The sequence below is a fragment of the Collinsella sp. LCP19S3_D5 genome (assembly GCF_052121415.1).
Taxonomy (GTDB): domain Bacteria; phylum Actinomycetota; class Coriobacteriia; order Coriobacteriales; family Coriobacteriaceae; genus Collinsella.
In genome coordinates this window covers 53,458-74,274 of record NZ_JBQKEH010000006.1, presented here as the reverse complement: position 1 = coordinate 74,274, position 20,817 = coordinate 53,458, and the positions used below count along the sequence as shown (strand labels likewise).

The window sequence follows — 20,817 nt, the reverse complement described above, 5'->3', positions numbered from 1 at the left end:
CGGCGACGTTGCGTATGGGTGCACCTGCAACGGTATGTGATTCCGCCCAGTTAACCCTCCAGCCCACAATAACCAAGCACTGCTTGGTCGTTTGATATGGCCCCACAAAAGAGAATGGGATCAACAAGGTCAGCGAAACGGAATCGTTGGCATCAGGTCTACGGAAAGGAAAAAGACCATGATTTACCCTCTTTGCGACATTGCCGGCAGGGACAGGGCAACAGATAGGCCGATCGTCAGTACTTGTGTCATGGATATGCAGATGCAGCTACTACGCTACTTTCGCGATTATGGCTTGGATAACGATCCGGATTGGCGCGAGTCCCTCGATGCCATCCTCGAGTCTCAACGAGAAGACGGTTGTTTTCCTCTGAGCAGCTATTGCCATATGCCCAGTGATGCACGTGTCGATTTTCTCTATCGACCTACGTACGCTTGCTGCCAGATCATGATGCGAGCCCTATTGGGTGGAAAGCTATCGGACGAGCAGGAGCAACGCGTCAAAACTGCCCTGTCTCGCGGCCTTGCTTTTTCCTGCGGGCGTGGTCTTAATGGTCACGGTATCGAAGATCTTGAGCGCCAGTGCGAGGATGTTGCCGATTTTGGCCATGCGGGGATTACGGAAATAGCCGAGCGTTATCCCATGCTGTGCCCCGAGTTTTTCTCTCTCATTAACAAAATTGGAGACGAATACGTTGAGCGAATCGCCAACGGGGATGTGATTTACTACTTTGGATCAAATCTTGCACAGAAGATTTTGACGGCGGCAGAGTCCCTGGGCCGGACTAATCTGTCGCTCGACAAAATCCAGCGCTATCTTGAGGTGGACTCGAAGAGAAAAAATCGATAGGTTAAAGATTAGAAAGGCGGGCGCCGCCAATGCTGCTTGGACAGTTCATAAAAAGAAACATGCCAGATGCGGCCGAGCTCAACGATATGATTTCCCGTCCAGGCGAGGGATATGCTATTAGCCAGATGGCGGTAGCGCCCGTCGATACGGGGAGCTTGCGTATGCGCATCAAAGCATATGCAAATGGACCCGATGGTCCATATTTGGAGGGACGCCTTGCTCTCTACCATCAGGTGCACGAGCTTTTTGCGCTGCTTGCGGCCGAGCCGCCCAACAAAGGCATGAAGGGCTACGAGCTCAAGGATTCCTTTATTGGCGGTGAAGAGGCAGACCTGATTATGCTCACCGTTTCCCACGAAGAGCGCTCGCAGGAAGACATCGCCTATAACGTTTTGCTGTGTAGCAAGAACGCGGTGGGGGAGCGCCGTGCCAGGATTCGCGATGGCGTGCGTATCGGCGGCATGTGCGTAGCCGAGGAGTTTGGGTATCGCGGCGAATTCAGGTCCTCGGTGCACCCGCTGGCGCTGCCGCTCAATTTGAGCGAGGTCTATGTGCTTATGGACGCGCTGGCTGCCTATGAGCGCGGATGCAGCCGGTTTGATCCCCATGGTAGGACGGCTCGGCGTATTGCAGGCATGATCAAGCGCGAGCTGAGCGGTTACGCTAAGGAGAAACTTGGTTCGCGTTTGGAGGGGATGGGCTTTGCTCAACTGGAGGAGGTCGACCCCATGTTTGTTCCTGATATTCCAGGGGATAAAGTGCCTGAGGGCAGATCTTCGCAGGTTGCCAATTGGCTCTTATATGAAAAGGCTGGTCGCTGGGCGCGTGTGTGTCTCGCGGGTGGCGGGAGCGTGCAAGGGATTATCTTGCCGCGAGCTGAGCTTGGCCGCTTCTTTGCGAGTCGTCCACAAGCGGCGAGGGATGGTGCGGCCCAAGCGGATTCACGACCCAAGTGTGTCGTCTGGCGAAGCGATGATGACTACGACGTTATTGATTGGGCAGATGTCGTGGATGTAAGGCGAGAATAGATAAATGTCTCGATCTGTAACACGAAGGGGCGGAAAACCGTTCTAACTGTTACAGAATGAGACGTAAGCTAGGGTCTCTGCGAAACATCTCGATCTGTAACAACTAGGGAAGGAAAACCGTTCTTGCTGTTACAGATTTAGATAAACGGGAGACCGCCAGGGAAACATCTCGATCTGTAACAGATAGGGGAGAAAATGTTCTCTAAATGTTACAGATCGAGACAAAGGCCGGACTGGTCCCAGTCATCCTGGTTGAGCGAGGATATTCGGTCGCACGAGGATCGGTATCGAAAGTCGATACCGCAAGGGTACTCCACCACACCAAAGTGTTCCCTCGGGAAATGTCGCCAGCGCAGCCAAATCCGCCGTCCTTCATATCTAAATTCAGCAAAACCGCAGGTCAAAGGTATATAGATACGCCCGGTACCGTGTATTTAGAGGTTTTCGTTGACAGCCCCCAAGGTTGCATCGTATTATCTTTTTCGTTCGCGGGGGCGGAGGCCCAAAAGACCAAAGAACCTGCGGATACTTGAACGATTGGGAGTTTGCCCGAGTGGTTAATGGGGACGGGCTGTAAACCCGTTGGCTCTGCCTACATAGGTTCGAATCCTATAGCTCCCACCCGTCAAGTGCCTGTATAGCTCAGTCGGTAGAGCACTTCGTTGGTAACGAAGAGGTCACCAGTTCAAGTCTGGTTGCAGGCTCCATCCGGCGGTGTAGCTCAGTTGGTTAGAGCACACGGTTCATACCCGTGGCGTCACTGGTTCGAATCCAGTCACCGCTACCATAGGTAACACGGTGGCTTCTCAATAGTATGTTGAGAGGCCACTATGGTATAAAGGCAAAGTCCCGTCCGGGGACGACCTGTTTAGAGGAGGGCTTTATGGCCAAAGAGAAGTTTGAGCGCACTAAGCCGCATGTTAACATCGGCACCATTGGTCACGTCGACCACGGCAAGACCACGCTGACCGCTGCCATCACCAAGGTTCTCTCCGAGACCGAGGGCTGCAAGGCTGACTTCACTGCGTTCGAGAACATCGACAAGGCTCCCGAGGAGCGCGAGCGCGGCATTACGATCTCCGTCTCCCACGTCGAGTACGAGACTGCTGCCCGTCACTACGCTCACGTTGACTGCCCGGGCCACGCTGACTACGTCAAGAACATGATCTCCGGTGCTGCTCAGATGGACGGCGCTATCCTGGTCATCGCCGCTACCGACGGCCCCATGGCTCAGACCCGCGAGCACATCCTGCTCGCCCGTCAGGTCGGCGTTCCCTACATCGTCGTCTTCCTGAACAAGTGCGACATGGTTGACGATGACGAGCTCATCGACCTCGTCGAGATGGAGACCCGTGAGCTCCTTTCCGAGTACGAATTCCCCGGCGACGACATCCCCGTCATCCGTGGTTCCGCTCTGGGCGCTCTCGAGGGCGACGCCAAGTGGATGGACGCCATTCGCGAGCTCATGTCTGCCGTCGACGAGTACATCCCGACGCCTGCTCGTGACAACGACCTCCCGTTCCTGATGGCCGTTGAGGACGTTATGACCATCTCCGGCCGTGGTACCGTTGCTACCGGCCGTGTCGAGCGCGGTGAGCTCAAGCTCAACGAGCCTGTCGAGATCGTCGGCATCAAGGATACCCAGAACACCGTCGTTACCGGTATCGAGATGTTCCGTAAGTCCATGGACTTCTGCGAGGCTGGCGACAACGTCGGTCTGCTGCTCCGCGGCATCAAGCGCGAGGACATCGAGCGCGGCCAGGTTCTCTGCAAGCCCGGTTCGGTTACCCCGCACACCAAGTTCACCGGTGAGATCTACGTTCTGACCAAGGAGGAGGGCGGCCGTCACACCCCGTTCTTCGATGGTTATCGTCCTCAGTTCTACTTCCGTACCACCGACGTTACCGGTACGGTCAAGCTCCCCGAGGGCACCGAGATGGCTATGCCTGGTGACCACATCACCATCGAGGGCGACCTCATTCACCCGATCGCTATGGAGGAGGGCCTGCGCTTCGCTATCCGCGAGGGTGGCCACACCGTCGGTTCGGGCATCGTCTCCACGATCATTGAGTAAATTAGCTCTCTGATACAGCTGACTTAGAGAACCCGGCACTTATATGGGTGCCGGGTTCTTTTCTACGTGGGTCTTTTTGCCTGATGATTACGCTTAGCTCGCTCTTAAGTTGAGCGTGAGGAATCGATTAGATCTCGTTGGCTCCATTGATGTGTTCCAAATATGAATGGATCTACCGAGAACCAATTGATTCGAGGTTTTCGTTGACAGCACTTACGTAGAGCTGATAAAGTACCAACTCGTGCCCGTACGGGGCGGATATGAAAGGTTCAGGATACATGCGTACTCTAGTTACTCTTGCGTGCACTGAGTGCAAGCGCCGCAACTATACGACCACTAAGAACAAGGCGAACATGCCTGATCGTATGGAGATCAAGAAGTATTGCCCCTGGTGCCGTCACCACACGCTGCACAAAGAGACTCGCTAGTCTCTAGTCACATACGCCAGTAGTTCAATTGGTAGAGCATCGGTCTCCAAAACCGAGTGTTGAGGGTTCGAGTCCTTCCTGGCGTGCCAGTCATTATTCCGTAAGCTCCCATTTGGGGGCTTACGGTTTACTCATGTATAAGCGCATTGCGCGGAGGTAACCCAAATGGCCAACAAGAAGAACAAGAAGAAGGCACAGCAGCAGGCGCCTGCCAACAAAGCTGCCGCCAACTCCAAGGTTGAGGCCAAGAAGGCCGTTGCCAAGAAGAGCGAGAAGGCTGCGAAGTCCAAGAAGAACGAGAAGCCCGGTTTCTTCGCCCGCACCAAGAAGTATTTTGCTTCGGTGAAGTCCGAGATGAAGCGTGTCACGTGGCCCGATAAGAAGGAGCTCGTGAACTACTCGGTCGTCGTTTGCGCTTCTCTGATCGTCGTCGGCGTCGTCATCGCTCTGCTCGATGCTGGCTTTGGCGAGGCTCTTGCTCTGTTCTCTGGATTGAGGGGCTAAACCATGTCTAAGCGTTGGTACGTCGTCCACACTTACTCTGGATACGAGAACCGCGTTAAGTCCGATCTCGAGCATCGCATCGAGACCATGGGCATGCAGGATCGTATCTTTGATATTGAGATTCCTATGGAGCGCGTCACCGAGATCAAAGAGGGTGGCAAGCGCGAGACCAAGGATTCTAAGATTTTCCCGGGTTATGTCCTGGTTCGCATGGAGATGGATGACGATGCATGGACGTGTGTTCGCAACACGCCCGGCGTCACCGGTTTCCTGGGCGGCAACGGCAAGCCCGCTCCGCTTTCCCGCGACGAGTACAATAAGATGACTCGTCGTCCCGGTAAGGGCGATTCGCCCAAGCGTACGTCGGTTGATATTGAGGTTGGTACGTCCGTCCGCGTCACCGATGGCCCGCTTACCGACTTTGATGGCAAGGTCTCCGAGGTTAACGCCGAGGCAGGCAAGCTCAAGGTCACGCTGATGATCTTTGGCCGCGAGACGCCGGTCGAGCTTGACTTTAACCAGGTCGCTGTCATCGCTTAAGTTTTCGTCCGTTCGCGCGAGCGTGCTTCTTCTGTGACTGCTCATCTCAGGAGTGCTTCTAACACGTGCGTGCTTACGATATAGCAAGTACTTCACACTCGTGATTCGAAAGGAATGACCATGGCTGAGAAGAAGGTTGCCAACGTCATTAAGCTCCAGATTCCTGCTGGTGCCGCTAACCCCGCTCCTCCCGTCGGCCCCGCCCTGGGCGCTGCTGGCGTGAACATCATGCAGTTCTGCCAGGCCTTTAACGCCGAGACGCAGGACAAGAAGGGCGACATTATCCCCGTTGAGATCTCTGTCTACGAGGATAAGTCCTTCTCCTTCATCACCAAGACTCCGCCGGCGGCTCACCTCATCAAGAAGGAGCTGAACCTCAAGTCTGGTTCCGCTAAGCCCCAGGCCGACAAGGTTGGCCAGCTCTCTCAGGAGCAGCTCACTAAGATCGCCGAGATCAAGATGCCGGACCTCAATGCCAACGACATTGACGCCGCCAAGAAGATCATCGCCGGTACCGCCCGCTCCATGGGCGTCACCATCGCTGAGTAGCGTTTTTCTAGGTAACGACGGGTGCTCCGACCGGGGCGCCCGTTAAATGTGTGCAATAGGGCACACGATACGATGTGGGAGGGCTCACGCCCGTTTAACCACAGGAGGTAATGCACATGGCTAAGCATGGTAAGAGCTATAACGCCGCTGCCGAGAAGGTCGACCGCGCCACGCTCTACACCCCCCTTCAGGCTGCCAAGCTCATCAAGGAGCTCGACACCGCCAAGTTCGACGAGACCGTCGAGGCCCACTTCCGTCTGGGCATCGATACTCGTAAGGCTGACCAGAACATCCGTGGTTCCATCTCCCTGCCCCACGGCACCGGCAAGACCGTTCGTGTTGCCGTCTTCGCCGAGGGCGAGAAGGCCCGTGAGGCCGAGGCTGCCGGCGCCGACATCATCGGTTCCGACGAGCTCGTCGCCCAGATCCAGAAGGGCGAGATCAACTTCGACGCCGCTATCGCTACGCCGAACATGATGGCCAAGGTTGGCCGCATCGGTAAGATCCTTGGTCCCCGTGGCCTCATGCCGAACCCCAAGCTCGGCACCGTGACCATGGACGTCGCCAAGATGGTCTCCGAGCTCAAGGCCGGCCGCGTTGAGTATCGCGCCGACCGTTATGGCATCTGCCACGTGCCCCTGGGCAAGAAGTCCTTCTCTGAGCAGCAGCTCGTTGAGAACTACGCTGCCCTGTACACCGAGATCCTGCGCGTCAAGCCCTCTTCTGCTAAGGGCAAGTACGTCAAGTCCATCTCTGTGTCTTCCACCATGGGCCCTGGCGTCAAGGTCGATCCCGCTGTCCAGCGTGACTTCCTGGCTGAGTAACTTCTAGTTACTGCCTGAGCAAAGCAAGCATTGCTAAAGGAACCCGGTTCTGTCTCGTGCAGGACCGGGCTCCTTGCTATTACGGGCCAAAACCAACACGAAGGAGATAGGCGCCTTTGTGGTGGTTTTGGTTCAAAATTCCCGTTGCGCGTCGTTTTGCCTGTGTTACACTTTAGCCTAGTGTAGTGAATACCCGAGGCTGAAAGGAGCCAGACATGTTCTATAACAAACAGCAGCTCCTAGGCCTAGCGCTACTAGATTGGATAGCGCGCTAGGGTTGTAATTTCGCTATAACGATTAGTTGTACCCGGGTGCGCTATCTTCCGCCGCTTTTGGGCGTGATGGGCGACACGGGTATTATTCTATCTTGAGGCACTCCATCTCTCCTGAAAGCCATCTGTATCTTTAGCCTGTCAGGAGGAAATCATGAGCCGCAAAATCGCAATCTTTGACACAACGCTTCGTGACGGGGAGCAGTCTCCCGGCGCCAGCATGAATACCGAGGAAAAGCTCGTTATTGCACGCCAGCTGGTACGTATGAATGTCGACGTGATCGAGGCGGGATTTCCTATTTCGAGCCCCGGTGATTATCGTTCCGTACAGGAGATTGGCAAGATCGCGGGTGACCGGTGCACGGTATGCGGTCTCACCCGTGCGGTCGACAGGGATATCGAAGTGGCCGCAGAAGCCCTCAAGACGGCTCAGAGGCCCCGTATCCACACCGGTCTGGGTGTGAGTCCCAGCCATTTGCGCGACAAGCTCCATATGACCGAAGACGAGGCTATCGAGCGTGCCGTTCACGCTGTAAAGCACGCTCGTAAGTTTGTCGACGATGTCGAGTTTTATGCCGAGGATGCGGGCCGCTCCGATCAGGAGTTCCTGGTCCGCATTATCGAGGCAGCGATCAAGGCCGGCGCTACGGTCGTGAATATTCCGGACACCACGGGCTATAACATGCCTTGGGAGTTTGGCGCCCGTATTCGCGATCTGCGCGAGCGCGTGGCCGGCATCGAGGACGTTACGATTTCGGTCCACACGCATAACGATCTGGGCATGGCCACAGCCCTTGCACTCGAGGCGGTCCGCAATGGCGCGACGCAGATCGAGTGCACCATCAACGGCTTGGGCGAGCGCGCGGGCAACACGGCGCTCGAGGAGGTCGTCATGGCCATGAGGATGCACGAGCAGGATCTGGATGCACATACCGATATCGTAACGACCGAGCTCACGCGCGCATCTAAGCTCGTCAGTTCAATTACTGGTATCAACGTGCAGCCCAACAAGTCCATTGTGGGCGCTAATGCGTTTGCCCACAGCTCGGGCATTCACCAGGATGGCGTGCTCAAGGCGCGTGACACCTACGAGATTATCGATCCCAAGGACGTGGGTGCAGCGGGATCCGAGATTATCCTTTCGGCACGTTCGGGCCATGCGGCGCTGCGCCATCGTCTCGCTGAGCTGGGTTATACGTTTGGCGATGAGGAATTCGAGTCGATCTATCAGCGCTTCTTGGAGATTGCAGATCAAAAGAAGGAAGTCTTTGACGAGGACCTGGAGTCGATGATTCAGGAGCGCCAGCGCGAGGTCAAGGCGATCTACACCCTCGACGCGCTCCAGGTTTCCTGCGGCGATCCGCTCATTCCTACGGCCACGGCGACCATCACGGACGAGGACGGCGCGACACGGGTGGTTTGCTCGACGGGTACTGGTCCGGTTGATGCGGCCTACAAGGCGGTTGACAAGGCCATCTCTGCCCATGGCGAGCTGACGGAGTTCAACGTTAAGGCCATTACGCGTGGTATCGACGCCATCGGTGAGGTGACGGTGCGCATCACCGCCGAGGACGGCAAGATCTACACCGGCCGCGGCGCGGATACCGACATTATCGTGAGCTCGGCCAAGGCTTACATCAACGCTATTAACCGCATGATTCAGACCAACCGTTCCAAGGCGGGAAAGTAACGATATTCGGCAGGGCAAAGCCCGCTTGAGAGGGGAATCACATGGCACGTCCCATGACCGTAGCAGAGAAAATTTTGGCGGCACACGCAGGCCTGGACGAGGTAAAGCCGGGCCAGCTGGTCGAATGCGACCTAGACATTGTGCTCGCCAACGATATTACCGCACCTATCGCGATCGATGTCTTTCGCGAGCTGGGTGCCACCGAGGTGTTCGATTGCGACCGCGTTTGCCTGGTGCCCGATCACTATGCGCCCAACAAGGACATCAAGAGCGCCGAGCAGACCAAAAAGATGCGAGATTTTGCGCACGAGCAGCATGTGACGCACTATTACGAGCAAGGTTGCGCGGGCATTGAGCACGCCCTGCTGCCCGAGCGCGGCGTGGTGGTCCCGGGCGATCTGATTATCGGTGCCGACTCGCATACCTGCACGTATGGCGCCTTGGGTGCGTTTTCGACCGGCGTGGGCTCAACAGACGCCGGCGTGGGCATTGCCACGGGGCGCGCATGGTTTAAGGTGCCGCCGACGATTCGCTTTGAGATTAATGGCGAGCTTGAGGACGGCGCCACTGCCAAGGACATCATCCTGCACATTATCGGCATGATCGGCGTGGACGGTGCCCTGTACCAGGCCATGGAGTTTGCCGGCAGCACCATCGAGGGCCTGTCGATGGAAGGTCGCATGACAATTTCGAACATGGCGATCGAAGCGGGCGGCAAGGCGGGCATTATCGAGGTCGATGATGTTGCCCGCGCCTGGCTCAAGGGGCGCTGCGAACGTGATTACGTTGAGTATCACGCCGATCCAGACGCCGAGTATGCCCAGGTTATTGCCATTGACGCGGCCGACATTAAGCCGTGTGTATCGTGGCCGCATCTGCCCAGCAACACCCATCCGGTGAGCGAGAGCCGTCACATCATGATCGACCAGGCGGTAATCGGCTCGTGCACCAACGGACGTATCGAGGATATGCGTGCTGCGGCCGAAGTCATGCGCGGCCATAAGGTTGCCGACGGGGTGCGTTGCATCGTGATTCCGGCGACCCAGGCGGTCTTCCGCCAGTGCATGAAGGAGGGATTGACCGACATTTTCCTAGATGCCAACTGTGTGTTCTCCACGCCCACGTGCGGTCCGTGCCTGGGCGGCTACATGGGCATCTTGGCGGCAGGGGAGCGTTGCGTTTCTACGACCAACCGCAACTTTATCGGCCGTATGGGCGACCCCACGTCCGAGGTCTATCTGGCCTCGCCGGCCGTGGCGGCTGCTTCTGCTGTGGCGGGGCACATATGCTTGCCGTCTGACCTGTAGGGGCTACGGGGTCCTTCGACCTTTGCTCGCTACTGCGGACAGTCCTGGCACTATTTTGTTCGCCGAAGGCGAACGCTAACTTTCCATTAGCTTTTTTGTAGCCGAAACGCGAACGAGGGATTTGATATTTGCTTGCGTCGAGTTCCGCACGAGCCGGAGAGCACTTAATGTGCTCTCCGTGCGAGCAGGACTGTCCGAGTAAGTAAGTAAATATCAAATCCCCCGCATTCCATTTTTGAACGGAGAATGATATGAACTTTGAAGGTTCGGTTTTTCGATATGGTCGTGACGTTGATACTGATGTCATCATTCCTGCTCGGTATCTGAACTCGTCCGACCATGCGCACTTGGCGGCGCATGCTATGGAGGATATTGATCCCGCGTTTGCCTCTGCCGTGAGCCCCGGTGACATCATTGTGGCTGAGGAGAACTTTGGTTGCGGTTCTTCGCGTGAGCATGCCCCGGTTGCCATTAAGGCTGCAGGGGTGTCGTGTGTTATTGCTAAGAGCTTCGCACGCATCTTCTATCGCAATGCCATTAACGTGGGCCTGCCCATTATGGAGTGCCCCGAAGCTGTCGATGCGATTTGTGCCGGCGATACCGTGAAGGTCGATACCGATGCGGGTGTCATCACCAACGAGCGTACTGGCGAGACTTTTACAGCTGAGCCGTTCCCGCCATTTATTGCCGAGATTATCGAGGCCGGCGGTTTGGTTGCGCGCACGCGTGCCAAGATTGTCGCGGCAAAGGGTCAGGAGGCGTAAGCGATTATGACGGTCAAGCTGGATAATCCGTTTGCAAACGGGCCGAGTAGCGAAAGCTGGAGCTGCAACGTGAAGAAGACCTATAAGATCTGCTGTCTTCCTGGTGACGGCATTGGGCCCGAGGTTATTGCCGAGGGTAAGAAGGTGCTGGCTGCCGTGGGCAAGCGCGCCGGCGTAGAGTTTGCCTTTGAGGATCACCTGATTGGTGGTGCGGCGATCGATGCGTGCGGCAATCCGCTGCCCGATGAAACTCTTGCGGCGGCAAAGGCGTCGGACGCCGTGCTGTTGGCATCCGTCGGTGGCCCAAAGTGGGATTCGACCGATCCGGCGGCCCCGCGCCCCGAGCATGGCTTGCTGCGTATCCGCAAAGAACTCGGCCTCTATACCAACCTTCGCCCTGTAAAAATCTACGACGCACTTGCCAGCGCATCGACGCTTCGTCCCGAAGTCATCAAGGGCGTTGACATGGTACTCGTCCGCGAACTTACCGGTGGCATTTACTTTGGCAAGCACGAGCGCTTTTATGACGAGGGCGGTGCGGGCACCGACGGTGTAGCTGGCCAGCGCGCGGTTGACGTAATGGAGTACCGCGAGTACGAAGTTGAGCGCATCGCCCGCCAGGCGTTCGAGGCAGCTCGCAAGCGCCGCGGCAAGGTGACAAGCGTGGATAAGCGCAATGTATTGGAGACGAGCCGCATGTGGCGTGAGGTTGTGCATCGCGTGCATGACGAGGAGTATCCAGATGTAGAGCTTGAGGACCTGCTCGTCGACAACGCCGCCATGCAGCTCATTAACCGACCGGCCGACTTTGACGTCGTAGTTACGGAGAACATGTTCGGCGACATTCTCTCCGACGAGGCGGCGCAGATTACCGGATCGCTCGGCATGCTTGCCTCGGCTTCGCTGGGCGATGGTGTGTCGCTGTTTGAGCCGAGCGCCGGCAGCGCGCCCGACATCGCGGGGCTCGGTATCGCTAACCCGCTCGCGCAGATCCTGTCGGCGGCAATGCTGCTCACGTACGCGCTCGACATGGGTGGGCAGGCTGCTTGGATCGAAAATGCCGTGGCACGTGTGCTTGACGAAGGCTGGCGTACCCGCGACATCGCCGATGCCAACACCCCTGCCGATAAGATCCTCGGCACGACCCAGATGGGCGATAAGGTCATCGCCGCGCTGTAGTGTCGAGATGTCCGGAACCACCACAAAGGCACCTGTCCCCTTTGTGGTGGTTACCAGGGGGTTCTGGCGGTTGAGGACTCTATTGCCTCGTGGCGCTTGAGCTCGCGGCGCATGGTTTGCGAATTGAGCCAGGCTGCCTGCCATCCACGGATGGGGTAGCGCGCCTCGTCCAGCTCAAACTGCGTATAGCCGCAGGCATTGATAATCGTTGTCCCGCATGCGTGCTGGCGTTCGCGTTGAAAGTCGCGAACATAGCATTGGTGCACATGCCCGTGCACCATGTAGTCGGGATTCCATGTCTCGAGCGCTGTGTTAAAGCATTCGAATCCCCGATGTGGCAGATCGTCCAGATCGCCCATGCCGGCGGCGGGCGCATGGGTGAGCAAGATGTCGCAGCCGCCGACCATCCTCACTTTGCGGGACAGCTTACGCATGCGCTTGGCCATCTCGCGCTCGGTGTACATGTTAGCGCCATCTCGATAGCGCATGGAGCCGCCAAGCCCCGCAATGCGGACGCCGCGATACACGTACACGGTGTCTTCGACACAGATGCAGCCGCCCGGTGCATGACGCGCGTAGCGGTCATCGTGATTGCCACGCACGTAGATGAGCGGTCTGTTGATGACCGTGACCAAAAACTCAAGATAGTCCGGGTCTAGATCGCCAGCGGACAAAATTAGGTCGACACCCTCAAAGCGTTCCTTGCGAAAGCACTCCCACAGGCATCGCTCTTCGGTATCGGCTATGGCAAGGATTTTCATAGAGCACGGACCTTCGGCTCATCGTCGGGCTGCGGAATGGTGCCCACCACGTTGTCTGCCAGCCAGTCCATCTCGACGATTTGCGTGCTCGGCAGTGGGGGAAAGCCCTCAATCTGCACCACGCCGTCTTGGCTATGGAGCTCGCCGCCAAATGGATTGATGGAGCCCTCGACGATGCCATTGCGGAGGAGCTGAACAAGCTTGCGCGTCTGATAGGGCAGGCCCGGAGCGTAGCGAATGTCGATAACGCCCGAGCTCATGCCATACCAGTAGTTGACGGCGCGGACCTGGCTGTCGTCACTGGTCTCATCCCAGGTGCCATGCAGCAGACTTCGCACGATAAGCTCGTAGTATCGGCCCCAGTTCCACACCGGCATGGCAATGCCGGCAACCTTGCCATCGACCAGGCGGTGGAGTCCGTAGGCCGTGGGGTCTTCGAGCGACTTTGACATGTCGGCGCCGGTCATGACGCTCACGCCTTCGCGGCACATGGCCTCGGCAAGGCCTCCGGCGGGCACATCGCCCCAGGTTAGGATAATTTGCGCACGGGGGTCGAGCAGCGAGGCGCCAATCGCAAAGGCGTTGATCTCGCTGAGTGCGCCCGAGGCGAAGACCGACGCGTGGTAACCGATGCGGTGGTTGTCTGCCATGCTGGCGGCAAGGGCGCCCAGGAGAAACTTGGCTTCGTACATCTTGCCAAAGTACGAACGGACGCTTTGGTGGGGAAGGCCGATGGAGCAGTTAAGGAACCGAACCCGGGGATATTCAACGGCAGCCCTGAGCGTGTATTCCATCAGGCGGTGCGAGGTCGAGAAGATGACGTTTGCTCCATGTTTGACAGCCGTTTCCACGGCGGCGTAGAACACGTCCGGATCGTGACAGTCCTCAAACGCCTCGGTGCGCACGATACCTCCAAAGTGCTCATCGAGATACTGACGCCCTTGGTCGTGCAGGCTGTCCCAGCTCGACGTCGCACAGGTGAATTCATGGATAAAGGCGATGCGCAGGGGGTTGGCCGCCGAATAGACGGTCTTGCCCATAAAGAAGTTGAGCATGCCGGAGGTGGACTGGGCGGGCAACTCCTCCTCATCGACGTTCGGCGCTTCGACAAGATCGACCTTGTCCTCGTCACTTTTCCCGGCAATGACCAGCTCGCGCCAAATCTTGCACAGGCGGTTTACGACGATATCCGTCGGCGTATCCAGCAGGCGGTCCTGGTTGTACACATTGAGGTACACGAGCATGGCGTCGGCGGGCGTAATGTCCAGGTGGTCGCCGCCCGCGCGAAGGTAGGCGCGCTTAAAGAGTAGGAAGGTGTGGCGCAGGTAGTCGACCTTTTTTTGGGGCCATTTTTCGATAAGGTTCTGACCGAGCATCTTGGCGAGCGTTTCGTAGCTTCCTTCGCGCGAGAACTCGATCTCGTATAGGGGGCAGACGCGCCAAAACGCGCAGAACTCGCCGTACAGGCGACTTTCGACGGAATCCCATTTGCCGGGGTAGAGGCGGGTGACCTTGGCCGAAACCGTCGGGGCGTCCAGGAATTTGAGGACGCTGACGCGCTTGTTGCCCTCCTGGACATAGAACCGATGCATGAACTCGGTGACGATGATGGGGTCGCGATAGCCCTCGGTTACCTGAATGTCGTAGAGGTTGGACCACTTGCGGGCGAACTCGGTGCTAAACGGCAGCAGGGGCATAAAGTTGCATGAAAAGGCGGACTGACGGCCCTTGGTAACCGTGCCGACAACCATTTCGAGCGGAATATCCCGCAGGCCGACATTCTCTCGCTGACCTAGGGGGAGCTGGGCAACCAAACTGTCGAGGTCCGTAAGGTATGGATGCTCGCTTTGGCTAATGGCGCGTCGACGTCCTTGCTCGCCGCGCTTGCGTGCTTGACGGTAGGCCTCTTCCATAGTTTGCTCCCTTAGTCGTTTAAACAACTGTATGAACTATGGTACCACGAATGAAAACCTCCCATTTCCCGATGTCAAAGAAATGGGAGGCAGTTCACTGTCCCCTTTGCGGTGCTTTAGGCGATGATGGGAGCGATAGCGCGGATGCAGGCGTCGGCAGCGGTGAGTGTGGTTCTGTCGTCACTGACGATAAAGATGATCTTGCCCTTGATGCCAAAGTCGCCGATTTCGCTAAAGAGCACGTAGGGCTCCTGGTCAAAGCCCGAGATGGGAAGCACGGCGGCCTTGGTGGCGCTGGTCAGCTCGTCTGCCAGCGCGTCAAGGGAAGCCCATTTAGACGTGTCCTTTACGGCAACGGGCACGGCCACACGTCCAAAGGGCATCAGATGCACGAGCGTGTCCTTGGAGATGTTGGAGTTGGGCACAATGATGGTCTGCCCGTAGGCATCCTCGATGGTCGTGTGGCGCCAGGTGATGTCCTGTACCACGCCCGACACGCCGCCGACCTCGATATTGTCGCCGGGCTTGATGATGCCCATAAAGGTCACCTGCATGCCGCCGATAAGGTTCGACAGCGTGTCCTGAAAGCCGAGCGAGATGGCAATGCCGCCGACGCCAAGAGCGGCGACGAGTGCGTTTGCGTTAATGCCAAAGCAGTTGTCGAGGATAAAGCTGCCGCCAATCATCCAGATGACGGCGCGCGCAATGTTGATGAAGATACTCGATGCCGGAAGCGGGTTATCGTCGCGGTTGAGCAGGTGACGCAGCGTCTTGGAAACGACTTTGGCGGCAACGGCGGTGCCTATCGCCAAGATACCAGCCCAGATGATGTTGTGGACCCACCGCTGCTCAAAGAAATGAAGAATCGGCTCAAACAATTCCATGTAGGGAAAACCTCCTCAAGATCGTTCAACCATGATACCCACCAAAAAGCCCGTCCGATCAAAACGGACGGGCTTTTGCGCTCGATATAAGGTTTGTACGGCGGGGCTGCAAGGCCCGGCGGTGTAGCTTAGCGGCGGCGCTTCCAGATAATGCCGACCATGATGACGATGATGCCGCCGATGAGGCATGCACCGACCACGGTCAGCGTACGGTCTCCCGTTGCGGCAAGCTTACCGGCCGTCTTCTTGGTGGTGATCTGCGTGGTCGTCGTGCCGGGGTTGGATGAGGGCTCAGGCGTTGGGGTCGGATGGGGTGCGGGGCTCTCGGCGGAGCCAAAGCTGATGGTGCCCGCGAGCGAGGCCATCTTGTTCTCCCAGTCGTCCTGCCCGATCAGTGCCCTCAGCGCTGCCTCGCACGTACTCCACTCGGCGCACTTCTTAGCTTTTGCAAAGGTGGGAAAGTCGGTCGTGTTGGTAATGATGTAGTTGTTGGTGGCGACGGCGTAGTTCTTGGCGGGGTCGAGCGCGCTGCCATCCTTGGTGAGTGTGGCGCTCACAATGCGCTTGCCTTCGGGCTGCGTCCAATCAATCGTCACGTTAATGCCGCCAAAGGAGAGAACGCTGCCAGAGTCATCGCGCCACTTGTACTTGTCTTGCGCCTCCTGCTCGGTATGGCCGGCTGCCACGTAGGCTTGCTGAAGCTCGTAGCTGTGATTGCAATCGTCGCTGATCTGCAGTGAGTGCTCAAGCGCTGCGAGGAAGTTTGCACCGGTCATGGTCCAGGTCTCCACGGTGTTGCCATAAGGCGAGATGGCGATGACGTCGCCGGCGGTCACATCGCCCGCCGCGATGCCGCCGCGGATGCCGCCCGCGTTTTCGATGGCGAGGTCTGCCCCCGTCAGGGCAAGATAAGAGCCGCAGATCACATGCCCGATGGTCTGGGCCTTGGTGGTGTCGCTCGCTTTGCTGGGACGCAAATCGGTGGTGCGCACCATCTCCCAGCCATGCGTACCCGCGGCGTCTTCGCCGTAGAAATAGTCAGTGGCGGATGTGCCGATCACTTTGTTCGACTCGATTTTAAAGGCGTCGTCGAGTGGCTTGATTTTGTTATTGCGAACCTCATCGAGTTGACTCTGGTAGAAGGCACCCTTGTCGGGGTCTGCCAAAAGGTCGTTGACGTTCTTGGCGGTGTAGAGCTTCTCGTCGCTGTCGTCTGCGGGGATCGTGACCGTGTCATCGTCGGTCGTCACGGTGCCATTCGTGTCGTACTTGTACGGAATGGAAAGCAGGCCGACCTCGGCAAAGGCGCTGCCCGCCTCGACGACGCGGACCGGCTTGCCGTCGGCCCCCGTCACGTTTTCGTCTAAGTTGATGTGCTCGTGGCCCGCGACCAGTGCATCGACCCCAACGAGCTTTGCAGCAAAGGCCTTGGCGTTGAGCGTGTGCGCGATGCAGACGATAACGTTGCAGCCCTCATCCTCGCGCAGTCGCTTAGCCTCGGCATTGATGGCGGCTGCCGCATCCGAGAACGACGTGTCCTGGACAAGGCCTTCGCGCAGTGAGAATCCCAGCGACTCATCCATGGCACCCACGACGCCGACCTTGATTTTGTAGTCGAATGTGGAGTGGTCTTCGCTGTCCTCCCAGGTACGGTCGAGCGTCTTGGTGATGCTCGAGCTCCATACGCCGCTCGTAGACTTCGCGTTTGCGCAGAGCATGGCGAAGGGCGTGCCGGTGGTGCTGTAGCCGGTCATGGTGCGGAGCTTGTCCGCGCCGTAGCTCCAGTCGTGGTTGCCCGGCGTGGTCGCGTCGTAGCCGTTCGCATAAAAGGTGTCCATGAGCTCGGCGATGCTTTTGCCCTCGCTCATAGTGGCGAAGGATTGCCCGTGGAAGGTATCGCCCGCATCGAGCAAAAGATCGGGGGCACTGCCTTGAGCGCTATAGAGAACTGCCAGTCCGTCAAAGCCGACAGTGCCGGTACCCTTGCTTGCGTTGTAGCTGTACTTGTAGCTGCCGTGGATATCATTGGTGTGCATGACGGCCACGGAGCCGTCAATAGCGGCGGGCAGGTTCCCCGCGAAAGCGAGGCTTGGGATGCCTATGAGCGCGCCGGCAAACAACGCGGCAGCTAACGCAAGGCGGGGGAGTCTTTTCATGGCGGTCTCCTTACTCTTTAACAAAAACCGCCGCAAAGTGTCTGTCCCTTTGCGGCGGTTTTGACGTCTGCGCAGATAAAATCTGCCAAAATAAACCTGTCCCTTTTTGGTGGGTTTAGCTCAGCAGCATGCGGTCGTTGGCGAGCTCGCCGCCCGAGACCTCCTCGAACTTCTGAAGCAAGTCGGCCACGGTGAGCGATTTCTTCTCATCGCCCGCCACGTCGTAGATCACGTGGCCCTCGTGCATCATGATCAGGCGATTGCCCAGACGGATAGCGTCGTTCATGTTATGCGTGACCATGAGCGTGGTCAGGTGGTTCTCGTCGACGATCTCCTCGGTCAGATTGAGCACCTTAGAGGCCGTCTTGGGGTCGAGTGCCGCGGTATGCTCGTCGAGCAGCAGCAGGCGCGGCTTGGTGAGCGTGGCCATGAGCAGGGTGAGTGCCTGGCGCTGGCCGCCCGAGAGCAGGCCGACCTTGGCGTTGAGGCGCGTGTCCAGACCAAGGTCCAGGCGTTTGAGCAGCTTGACGTACTCGTCCTTCTCGGCCTTGGTGACGCCCCACGAAAGGCCGCGACGCTGGCCACGACGCTTGGCGAGTGCCAGGTTCTCGGCAATTTGCATGTCGGCTGCGGTGCCGCGCATGGGGTCCTGGAACACGCGGCCCAGGTACTTGGCACGCTGCGACTCGCTCAGACGCGAGATGTCGGTGCCGTCGAGCTCGATAACGCCCGAATCGAGCGGATACACGCCGGCGATCATGTTGAGCAGCGTGGACTTGCCGGCGCCGTTGCCGCCAATCACGGTTACAAAGTCGCCATCGTTGAGGGTAAGGTCGACACCGGTAAGAGCGCGCTTTTCGGTGACGGTACCCTTGTTAAAGGTCTTCTTGACGTGCGAGAGCTTAAGCATCTGCCTCATCCCCCTTCGTGTAGGAGCTGCGGAGCTTATAGCGCTCCCAAACCACGGGCACGCATAGGGCCACGGCGACAATCACGGCGGAGAGCAGCTTCATGTCGTTGGCGTCCATGCCCAGCTGCAGCACGATGGCGCGGATGAGGAAGTACACCACGGAGCCAAAGACGGCGGAGGCAAGACGGACGCTAAACTGCGTGAGACCGCCGGGCAGCAGGCGGCCGAGCACCTCGCCGATAACAATGGCGGCGAGACCGATAACGATGGCGCCGGTGCCCATACCAATGTCGGCGTACTTCTGGCTCTGGCAGATGAGCGCGCCCGAAAGGCCAATGAGGGCGTTGGAGAGCACGAGGGCGATCATCTTAGTGGAGTTGGTGTTGACGCCCAGGGCACGGATCATGTACTCGTTGTTGCCGGTGGCGCGCAGCGCCGAGCCGATCTCGGTGCCAAAGAACCAATACAGGATGGCAACGATAGCCACGGCGAGCAAGATGCCCAGGATGATGGCAACGGTGGACTGCGGCAGACCCGTCATATTGCTGACGGCCGAGAACACGGTGCCCTTGGCAAGGATGGGCGTGTTGGATTTGCCCATGATGCGCAGGTTGATGGACCACAGGCTGATCTGGGTGAGGATTCCGGCGAGGATCGCGGGAATCTCAAAGACGGTGGTCAGAATGCCCGTGACCGCGCCCGCAATGGCGCCGGCGCACATGCCGGCCAAAACGGCGAGCAACGGGTCGGCATTGTTGTTGACGATGAGCACGGCGCAGACGCAGCCGCCGAGGGCAAAGCTGCCGTCGCAGGTCATATCGGGGATGTCGAGCAGGCGGAACGTGATAAACACGCCAAGCACCATAATGCCCCAGAGGACACCCTGCGAAACGGCGCCCTGCAACGCAATGAGCATGCTTCATACCTCCTAGGATAGGGTGGACACGTGATTTTCCATAATAGCGGTACCAATTCATAAAAGAGCAGCGGACGGACATTTTGTTTTACCAAAAACAAGCAGGGCGAACGCCGGTCTTTAGCGTTCGCCCCAATGACTCAGATATTGAATAACGCAGCTATGGCGCAAGCGCGTGCCTAGCTGCGTTACCGCGCATGGCGCTACTCGTCTAGAGCGGAAAGGTCGATGCCCAGGGCCTCGGCCATCTCGTCGTTCTTGACGACGACCAGATCCTTGCTTGGGAGGTGCTTGATCGGCATATCCTCGGGCTTGGCCTCGCCCTTCAGAATCTTAACGGCCATCTCGCCCGCGGCGTAGCCCAGGTCCTCATAGTTGATGGAAAGGGTGAACAGGCCGCCGGCCATGCACATGCCCTCCTCGCCGGTCACAAAGGGAAGCTTGTTCTCCTTGCAGATCTGACCGACCTGCGAAGCGCCCGCGGCGATAGTGTTGTCAGTGGGAGAGTAGAGCGCGTCGACCTTGCCCACGGCAGACTCGACGACAGACTGGATCTCGTTGGAGCTCGAGACGGTGAAATCGGTGTACTCCAGGCCCAGATTGTCGAGTTCCTTCTTGGCGGCCTTGATCTGGACGTCGGAGTTGGACTCGGCGGTGCAGTAGAGCAGTCCGACCTTTTTAACGTCGGGCAGGACCTTCTGCATCATCTCGAGCTGCTCGGCGACCGGGGTGAGGTCGGAGGCACCGGTGACGTTGGTGCCGGGCTTGTCGTTGTCCTGGACCAGGCCGGAGGCGGCGTAGTCGGTGATGGCGCAGCCCACGATGGGGATATCGGCCGTGGCGCCGGCGGCAGCCTGTGCGGCAGGCGTGGCGATGGCGTAGATCAAGTTGACGTTGTCGCCCACAAACTTGTCGGCGATGGACTTACACGTGGACTGGTCGTTCTGGGCGTTCTTCTGGTCGATCTTGACCTTGAGTCCGCTCTTCTTGATGGCCTTGACAAAGCCGTCGTTGGCGGCGTCGAGCGCGGAGTGCTCAGTGAGCTGCAGAACGCCGATGGTGTAGTCGGAACCGGCGGCTGCAGAGCCGGAACCAGAGTTGCCGCCGCATCCGGCGAGCGGGGCCAGTGCGAGCAGGCCGGCGGAGACCAGAAGGCTCCTGCGGCTGATGGTGATGTCGTTCATGTCATTACCCCCAGTATAGAAATTGCTGGAAACACTGCACTCAAACAAAGTGCAAGTGGGTCTATAGTAGCGCCGATGCCCATT

Annotated in this window: 19 protein-coding genes and 4 tRNA genes; 16 read left to right on the top strand and 7 right to left on the bottom strand. The window is 58.1% G+C overall.

The genetic code is table 11. From position 1 onward, the window contains the following. Window positions 1-178 precede the first annotated feature (178 nt). The 16 genes from ACTQXO_RS04015 to leuB all read left to right on the top strand — a co-directional run bounded on the left by ACTQXO_RS04015 (window position 179) and on the right by leuB (window position 12,009). Window positions 179-850, top strand: coding sequence for a hypothetical protein (locus ACTQXO_RS04015; protein ID WP_441545454.1), 672 nt, complete (start codon window positions 179-181; stop codon window positions 848-850). A gap of 161 nt (window positions 851-1,011) precedes the next feature. Next, window positions 1,012-1,878, top strand: coding sequence for a hypothetical protein (locus ACTQXO_RS04010; RefSeq protein WP_441545453.1), 867 nt, complete (start codon window positions 1,012-1,014; stop codon window positions 1,876-1,878). A 539-nt stretch (window positions 1,879-2,417) separates the two neighbouring features. Next, window positions 2,418-2,499 (top strand) — tRNA-Tyr (locus ACTQXO_RS04005). Window positions 2,500-2,509: 10 nt separating this feature from the next. Continuing rightward, window positions 2,510-2,585 (top strand) — tRNA-Thr (locus ACTQXO_RS04000). Window positions 2,586-2,588: 3 nt separating this feature from the next. Next, window positions 2,589-2,665: transfer RNA gene (locus ACTQXO_RS03995), tRNA-Met, on the top strand. Window positions 2,666-2,761: 96 nt separating this feature from the next. Next, window positions 2,762-3,952 carry an elongation factor Tu gene (gene tuf / locus ACTQXO_RS03990; protein WP_154514756.1) on the top strand — a complete coding sequence of 397 codons (1,191 nt, stop codon included), beginning with the start codon at window positions 2,762-2,764 and terminating at the stop codon, window positions 3,950-3,952. Window positions 3,953-4,230: 278 nt separating this feature from the next. Next, complete coding sequence (gene rpmG, locus ACTQXO_RS03985; protein ID WP_102372646.1) at window positions 4,231-4,380, top strand: 50S ribosomal protein L33; 150 nt, start codon at window positions 4,231-4,233, stop codon at window positions 4,378-4,380. 13 nt (window positions 4,381-4,393) lie between these two features. After that, window positions 4,394-4,469: transfer RNA gene (locus ACTQXO_RS03980), tRNA-Trp, on the top strand. Window positions 4,470-4,545: 76 nt separating this feature from the next. Beyond that, the gene (gene secE, locus ACTQXO_RS03975; RefSeq protein WP_154514754.1) at window positions 4,546-4,884 is read left to right on the top strand and encodes a preprotein translocase subunit SecE; all 339 of its coding nucleotides are present in this window, start codon (window positions 4,546-4,548) and stop codon (window positions 4,882-4,884) included. A gap of 3 nt (window positions 4,885-4,887) precedes the next feature. Further along, window positions 4,888-5,424 carry a transcription termination/antitermination protein NusG gene (gene nusG, locus ACTQXO_RS03970; RefSeq protein WP_427718370.1) on the top strand — a complete coding sequence of 179 codons (537 nt, stop codon included), beginning with the start codon at window positions 4,888-4,890 and terminating at the stop codon, window positions 5,422-5,424. A gap of 120 nt (window positions 5,425-5,544) precedes the next feature. Further along, window positions 5,545-5,973, top strand: a complete 429-nt coding sequence (gene rplK, locus ACTQXO_RS03965; RefSeq protein ID WP_022093893.1) for a 50S ribosomal protein L11 — start codon at window positions 5,545-5,547, stop codon at window positions 5,971-5,973. A gap of 116 nt (window positions 5,974-6,089) precedes the next feature. Next, a complete protein-coding gene (rplA, locus tag ACTQXO_RS03960; RefSeq protein WP_154514750.1) occupies window positions 6,090-6,797 on the top strand; it encodes a 50S ribosomal protein L1 in 708 nt (235 codons plus the stop codon). Between the two features lie 426 nt (window positions 6,798-7,223). Then, a complete protein-coding gene (locus tag ACTQXO_RS03955) occupies window positions 7,224-8,759 on the top strand; it encodes a 2-isopropylmalate synthase (RefSeq protein ID WP_441545452.1) in 1,536 nt (511 codons plus the stop codon). A gap of 41 nt (window positions 8,760-8,800) precedes the next feature. Next, window positions 8,801-10,066: a 3-isopropylmalate dehydratase large subunit gene (gene leuC, locus ACTQXO_RS03950; protein WP_441545451.1), complete on the top strand. Its 1,266-nt coding sequence runs from the start codon at window positions 8,801-8,803 to the stop codon at window positions 10,064-10,066. Between the two features lie 251 nt (window positions 10,067-10,317). Further along, window positions 10,318-10,830 (top strand): 3-isopropylmalate dehydratase small subunit, encoded by a 513-nt coding sequence (locus ACTQXO_RS03945; RefSeq protein WP_441056807.1) that lies wholly within the window; start codon window positions 10,318-10,320, stop codon window positions 10,828-10,830. A gap of 69 nt (window positions 10,831-10,899) precedes the next feature. Further along, window positions 10,900-12,009, top strand: a complete 1,110-nt coding sequence (gene leuB / locus ACTQXO_RS03940) for a 3-isopropylmalate dehydrogenase (RefSeq protein WP_441545450.1) — start codon at window positions 10,900-10,902, stop codon at window positions 12,007-12,009. Between the two features lie 50 nt (window positions 12,010-12,059). Here leuB and ACTQXO_RS03935 read toward each other — a convergent pair whose 3' ends face one another. The 7 genes from ACTQXO_RS03935 to ACTQXO_RS03905 all read right to left on the bottom strand — a co-directional run bounded on the left by ACTQXO_RS03935 (window position 12,060) and on the right by ACTQXO_RS03905 (window position 20,733). Further along, window positions 12,060-12,770, bottom strand: a complete 711-nt coding sequence (locus ACTQXO_RS03935) for a metallophosphoesterase family protein (RefSeq protein WP_441042008.1) — start codon at window positions 12,768-12,770, stop codon at window positions 12,060-12,062. Continuing rightward, entirely contained in the window at window positions 12,767-14,683 is a 1,917-nt protein-coding gene (locus tag ACTQXO_RS03930; RefSeq protein WP_441545449.1) for a BMP family ABC transporter substrate-binding protein, read from the bottom strand. Before ACTQXO_RS03930 ends, ACTQXO_RS03935 begins: the two co-directional genes overlap by 4 nt. 116 nt (window positions 14,684-14,799) lie before the next feature. Next, window positions 14,800-15,567 (bottom strand): mechanosensitive ion channel family protein, encoded by a 768-nt coding sequence (locus ACTQXO_RS03925; protein WP_441545448.1) that lies wholly within the window; start codon window positions 15,565-15,567, stop codon window positions 14,800-14,802. A gap of 128 nt (window positions 15,568-15,695) precedes the next feature. Beyond that, window positions 15,696-17,723, bottom strand: a complete 2,028-nt coding sequence (locus tag ACTQXO_RS03920) for a bifunctional metallophosphatase/5'-nucleotidase (RefSeq protein WP_441015084.1) — start codon at window positions 17,721-17,723, stop codon at window positions 15,696-15,698. 115 nt (window positions 17,724-17,838) lie between these two features. Then, entirely contained in the window at window positions 17,839-18,633 is a 795-nt protein-coding gene (locus tag ACTQXO_RS03915) for an ABC transporter ATP-binding protein (protein WP_117839998.1), read from the bottom strand. Then, window positions 18,626-19,549 (bottom strand): ABC transporter permease, encoded by a 924-nt coding sequence (locus ACTQXO_RS03910; protein ID WP_427718394.1) that lies wholly within the window; start codon window positions 19,547-19,549, stop codon window positions 18,626-18,628. Before ACTQXO_RS03910 ends, ACTQXO_RS03915 begins: the two co-directional genes overlap by 8 nt. 203 nt (window positions 19,550-19,752) lie before the next feature. Beyond that, window positions 19,753-20,733: an ABC transporter substrate-binding protein gene (locus ACTQXO_RS03905; protein WP_441545447.1), complete on the bottom strand. Its 981-nt coding sequence runs from the start codon at window positions 20,731-20,733 to the stop codon at window positions 19,753-19,755. Window positions 20,734-20,817: the final 84 nt, after the last annotated feature.

Excerpts from the sequence above, each read along its gene's own strand:
- ACTQXO_RS04015 (WP_441545454.1), top strand. The coding sequence starts at position 179 with ATGATTTACCCTCTTTGCGACATTGCCGGCAGGGACAGGGCAACAGAT.
- ACTQXO_RS04010 (WP_441545453.1), top strand. The coding sequence starts at position 1,012 with ATGCGCATCAAAGCATATGCAAATGGACCCGATGGTCCATATTTGGAG.
- tuf (WP_154514756.1), top strand. The coding sequence starts at position 2,762 with ATGGCCAAAGAGAAGTTTGAGCGCACTAAGCCGCATGTTAACATCGGC.
- rpmG (WP_102372646.1), top strand. The coding sequence starts at position 4,231 with ATGCGTACTCTAGTTACTCTTGCGTGCACTGAGTGCAAGCGCCGCAAC.
- secE (WP_154514754.1), top strand. The coding sequence starts at position 4,546 with ATGGCCAACAAGAAGAACAAGAAGAAGGCACAGCAGCAGGCGCCTGCC.
- nusG (WP_427718370.1), top strand. The coding sequence starts at position 4,888 with ATGTCTAAGCGTTGGTACGTCGTCCACACTTACTCTGGATACGAGAAC.
- rplK (WP_022093893.1), top strand. The coding sequence starts at position 5,545 with ATGGCTGAGAAGAAGGTTGCCAACGTCATTAAGCTCCAGATTCCTGCT.
- rplA (WP_154514750.1), top strand. The coding sequence starts at position 6,090 with ATGGCTAAGCATGGTAAGAGCTATAACGCCGCTGCCGAGAAGGTCGAC.
- ACTQXO_RS03955 (WP_441545452.1), top strand. The coding sequence starts at position 7,224 with ATGAGCCGCAAAATCGCAATCTTTGACACAACGCTTCGTGACGGGGAG.
- leuC (WP_441545451.1), top strand. The coding sequence starts at position 8,801 with ATGGCACGTCCCATGACCGTAGCAGAGAAAATTTTGGCGGCACACGCA.
- ACTQXO_RS03945 (WP_441056807.1), top strand. The coding sequence starts at position 10,318 with ATGAACTTTGAAGGTTCGGTTTTTCGATATGGTCGTGACGTTGATACT.
- ACTQXO_RS03935 (WP_441042008.1), bottom strand. The coding sequence starts at position 12,770 with ATGAAAATCCTTGCCATAGCCGATACCGAAGAGCGATGCCTGTGGGAG.
- ACTQXO_RS03930 (WP_441545449.1), bottom strand. The coding sequence starts at position 14,683 with ATGGAAGAGGCCTACCGTCAAGCACGCAAGCGCGGCGAGCAAGGACGT.
- ACTQXO_RS03925 (WP_441545448.1), bottom strand. The coding sequence starts at position 15,567 with ATGGAATTGTTTGAGCCGATTCTTCATTTCTTTGAGCAGCGGTGGGTC.
- ACTQXO_RS03920 (WP_441015084.1), bottom strand. The coding sequence starts at position 17,723 with ATGAAAAGACTCCCCCGCCTTGCGTTAGCTGCCGCGTTGTTTGCCGGC.
- ACTQXO_RS03915 (WP_117839998.1), bottom strand. The coding sequence starts at position 18,633 with ATGCTTAAGCTCTCGCACGTCAAGAAGACCTTTAACAAGGGTACCGTC.
- ACTQXO_RS03910 (WP_427718394.1), bottom strand. The coding sequence starts at position 19,549 with ATGCTCATTGCGTTGCAGGGCGCCGTTTCGCAGGGTGTCCTCTGGGGC.
- ACTQXO_RS03905 (WP_441545447.1), bottom strand. The coding sequence starts at position 20,733 with ATGAACGACATCACCATCAGCCGCAGGAGCCTTCTGGTCTCCGCCGGC.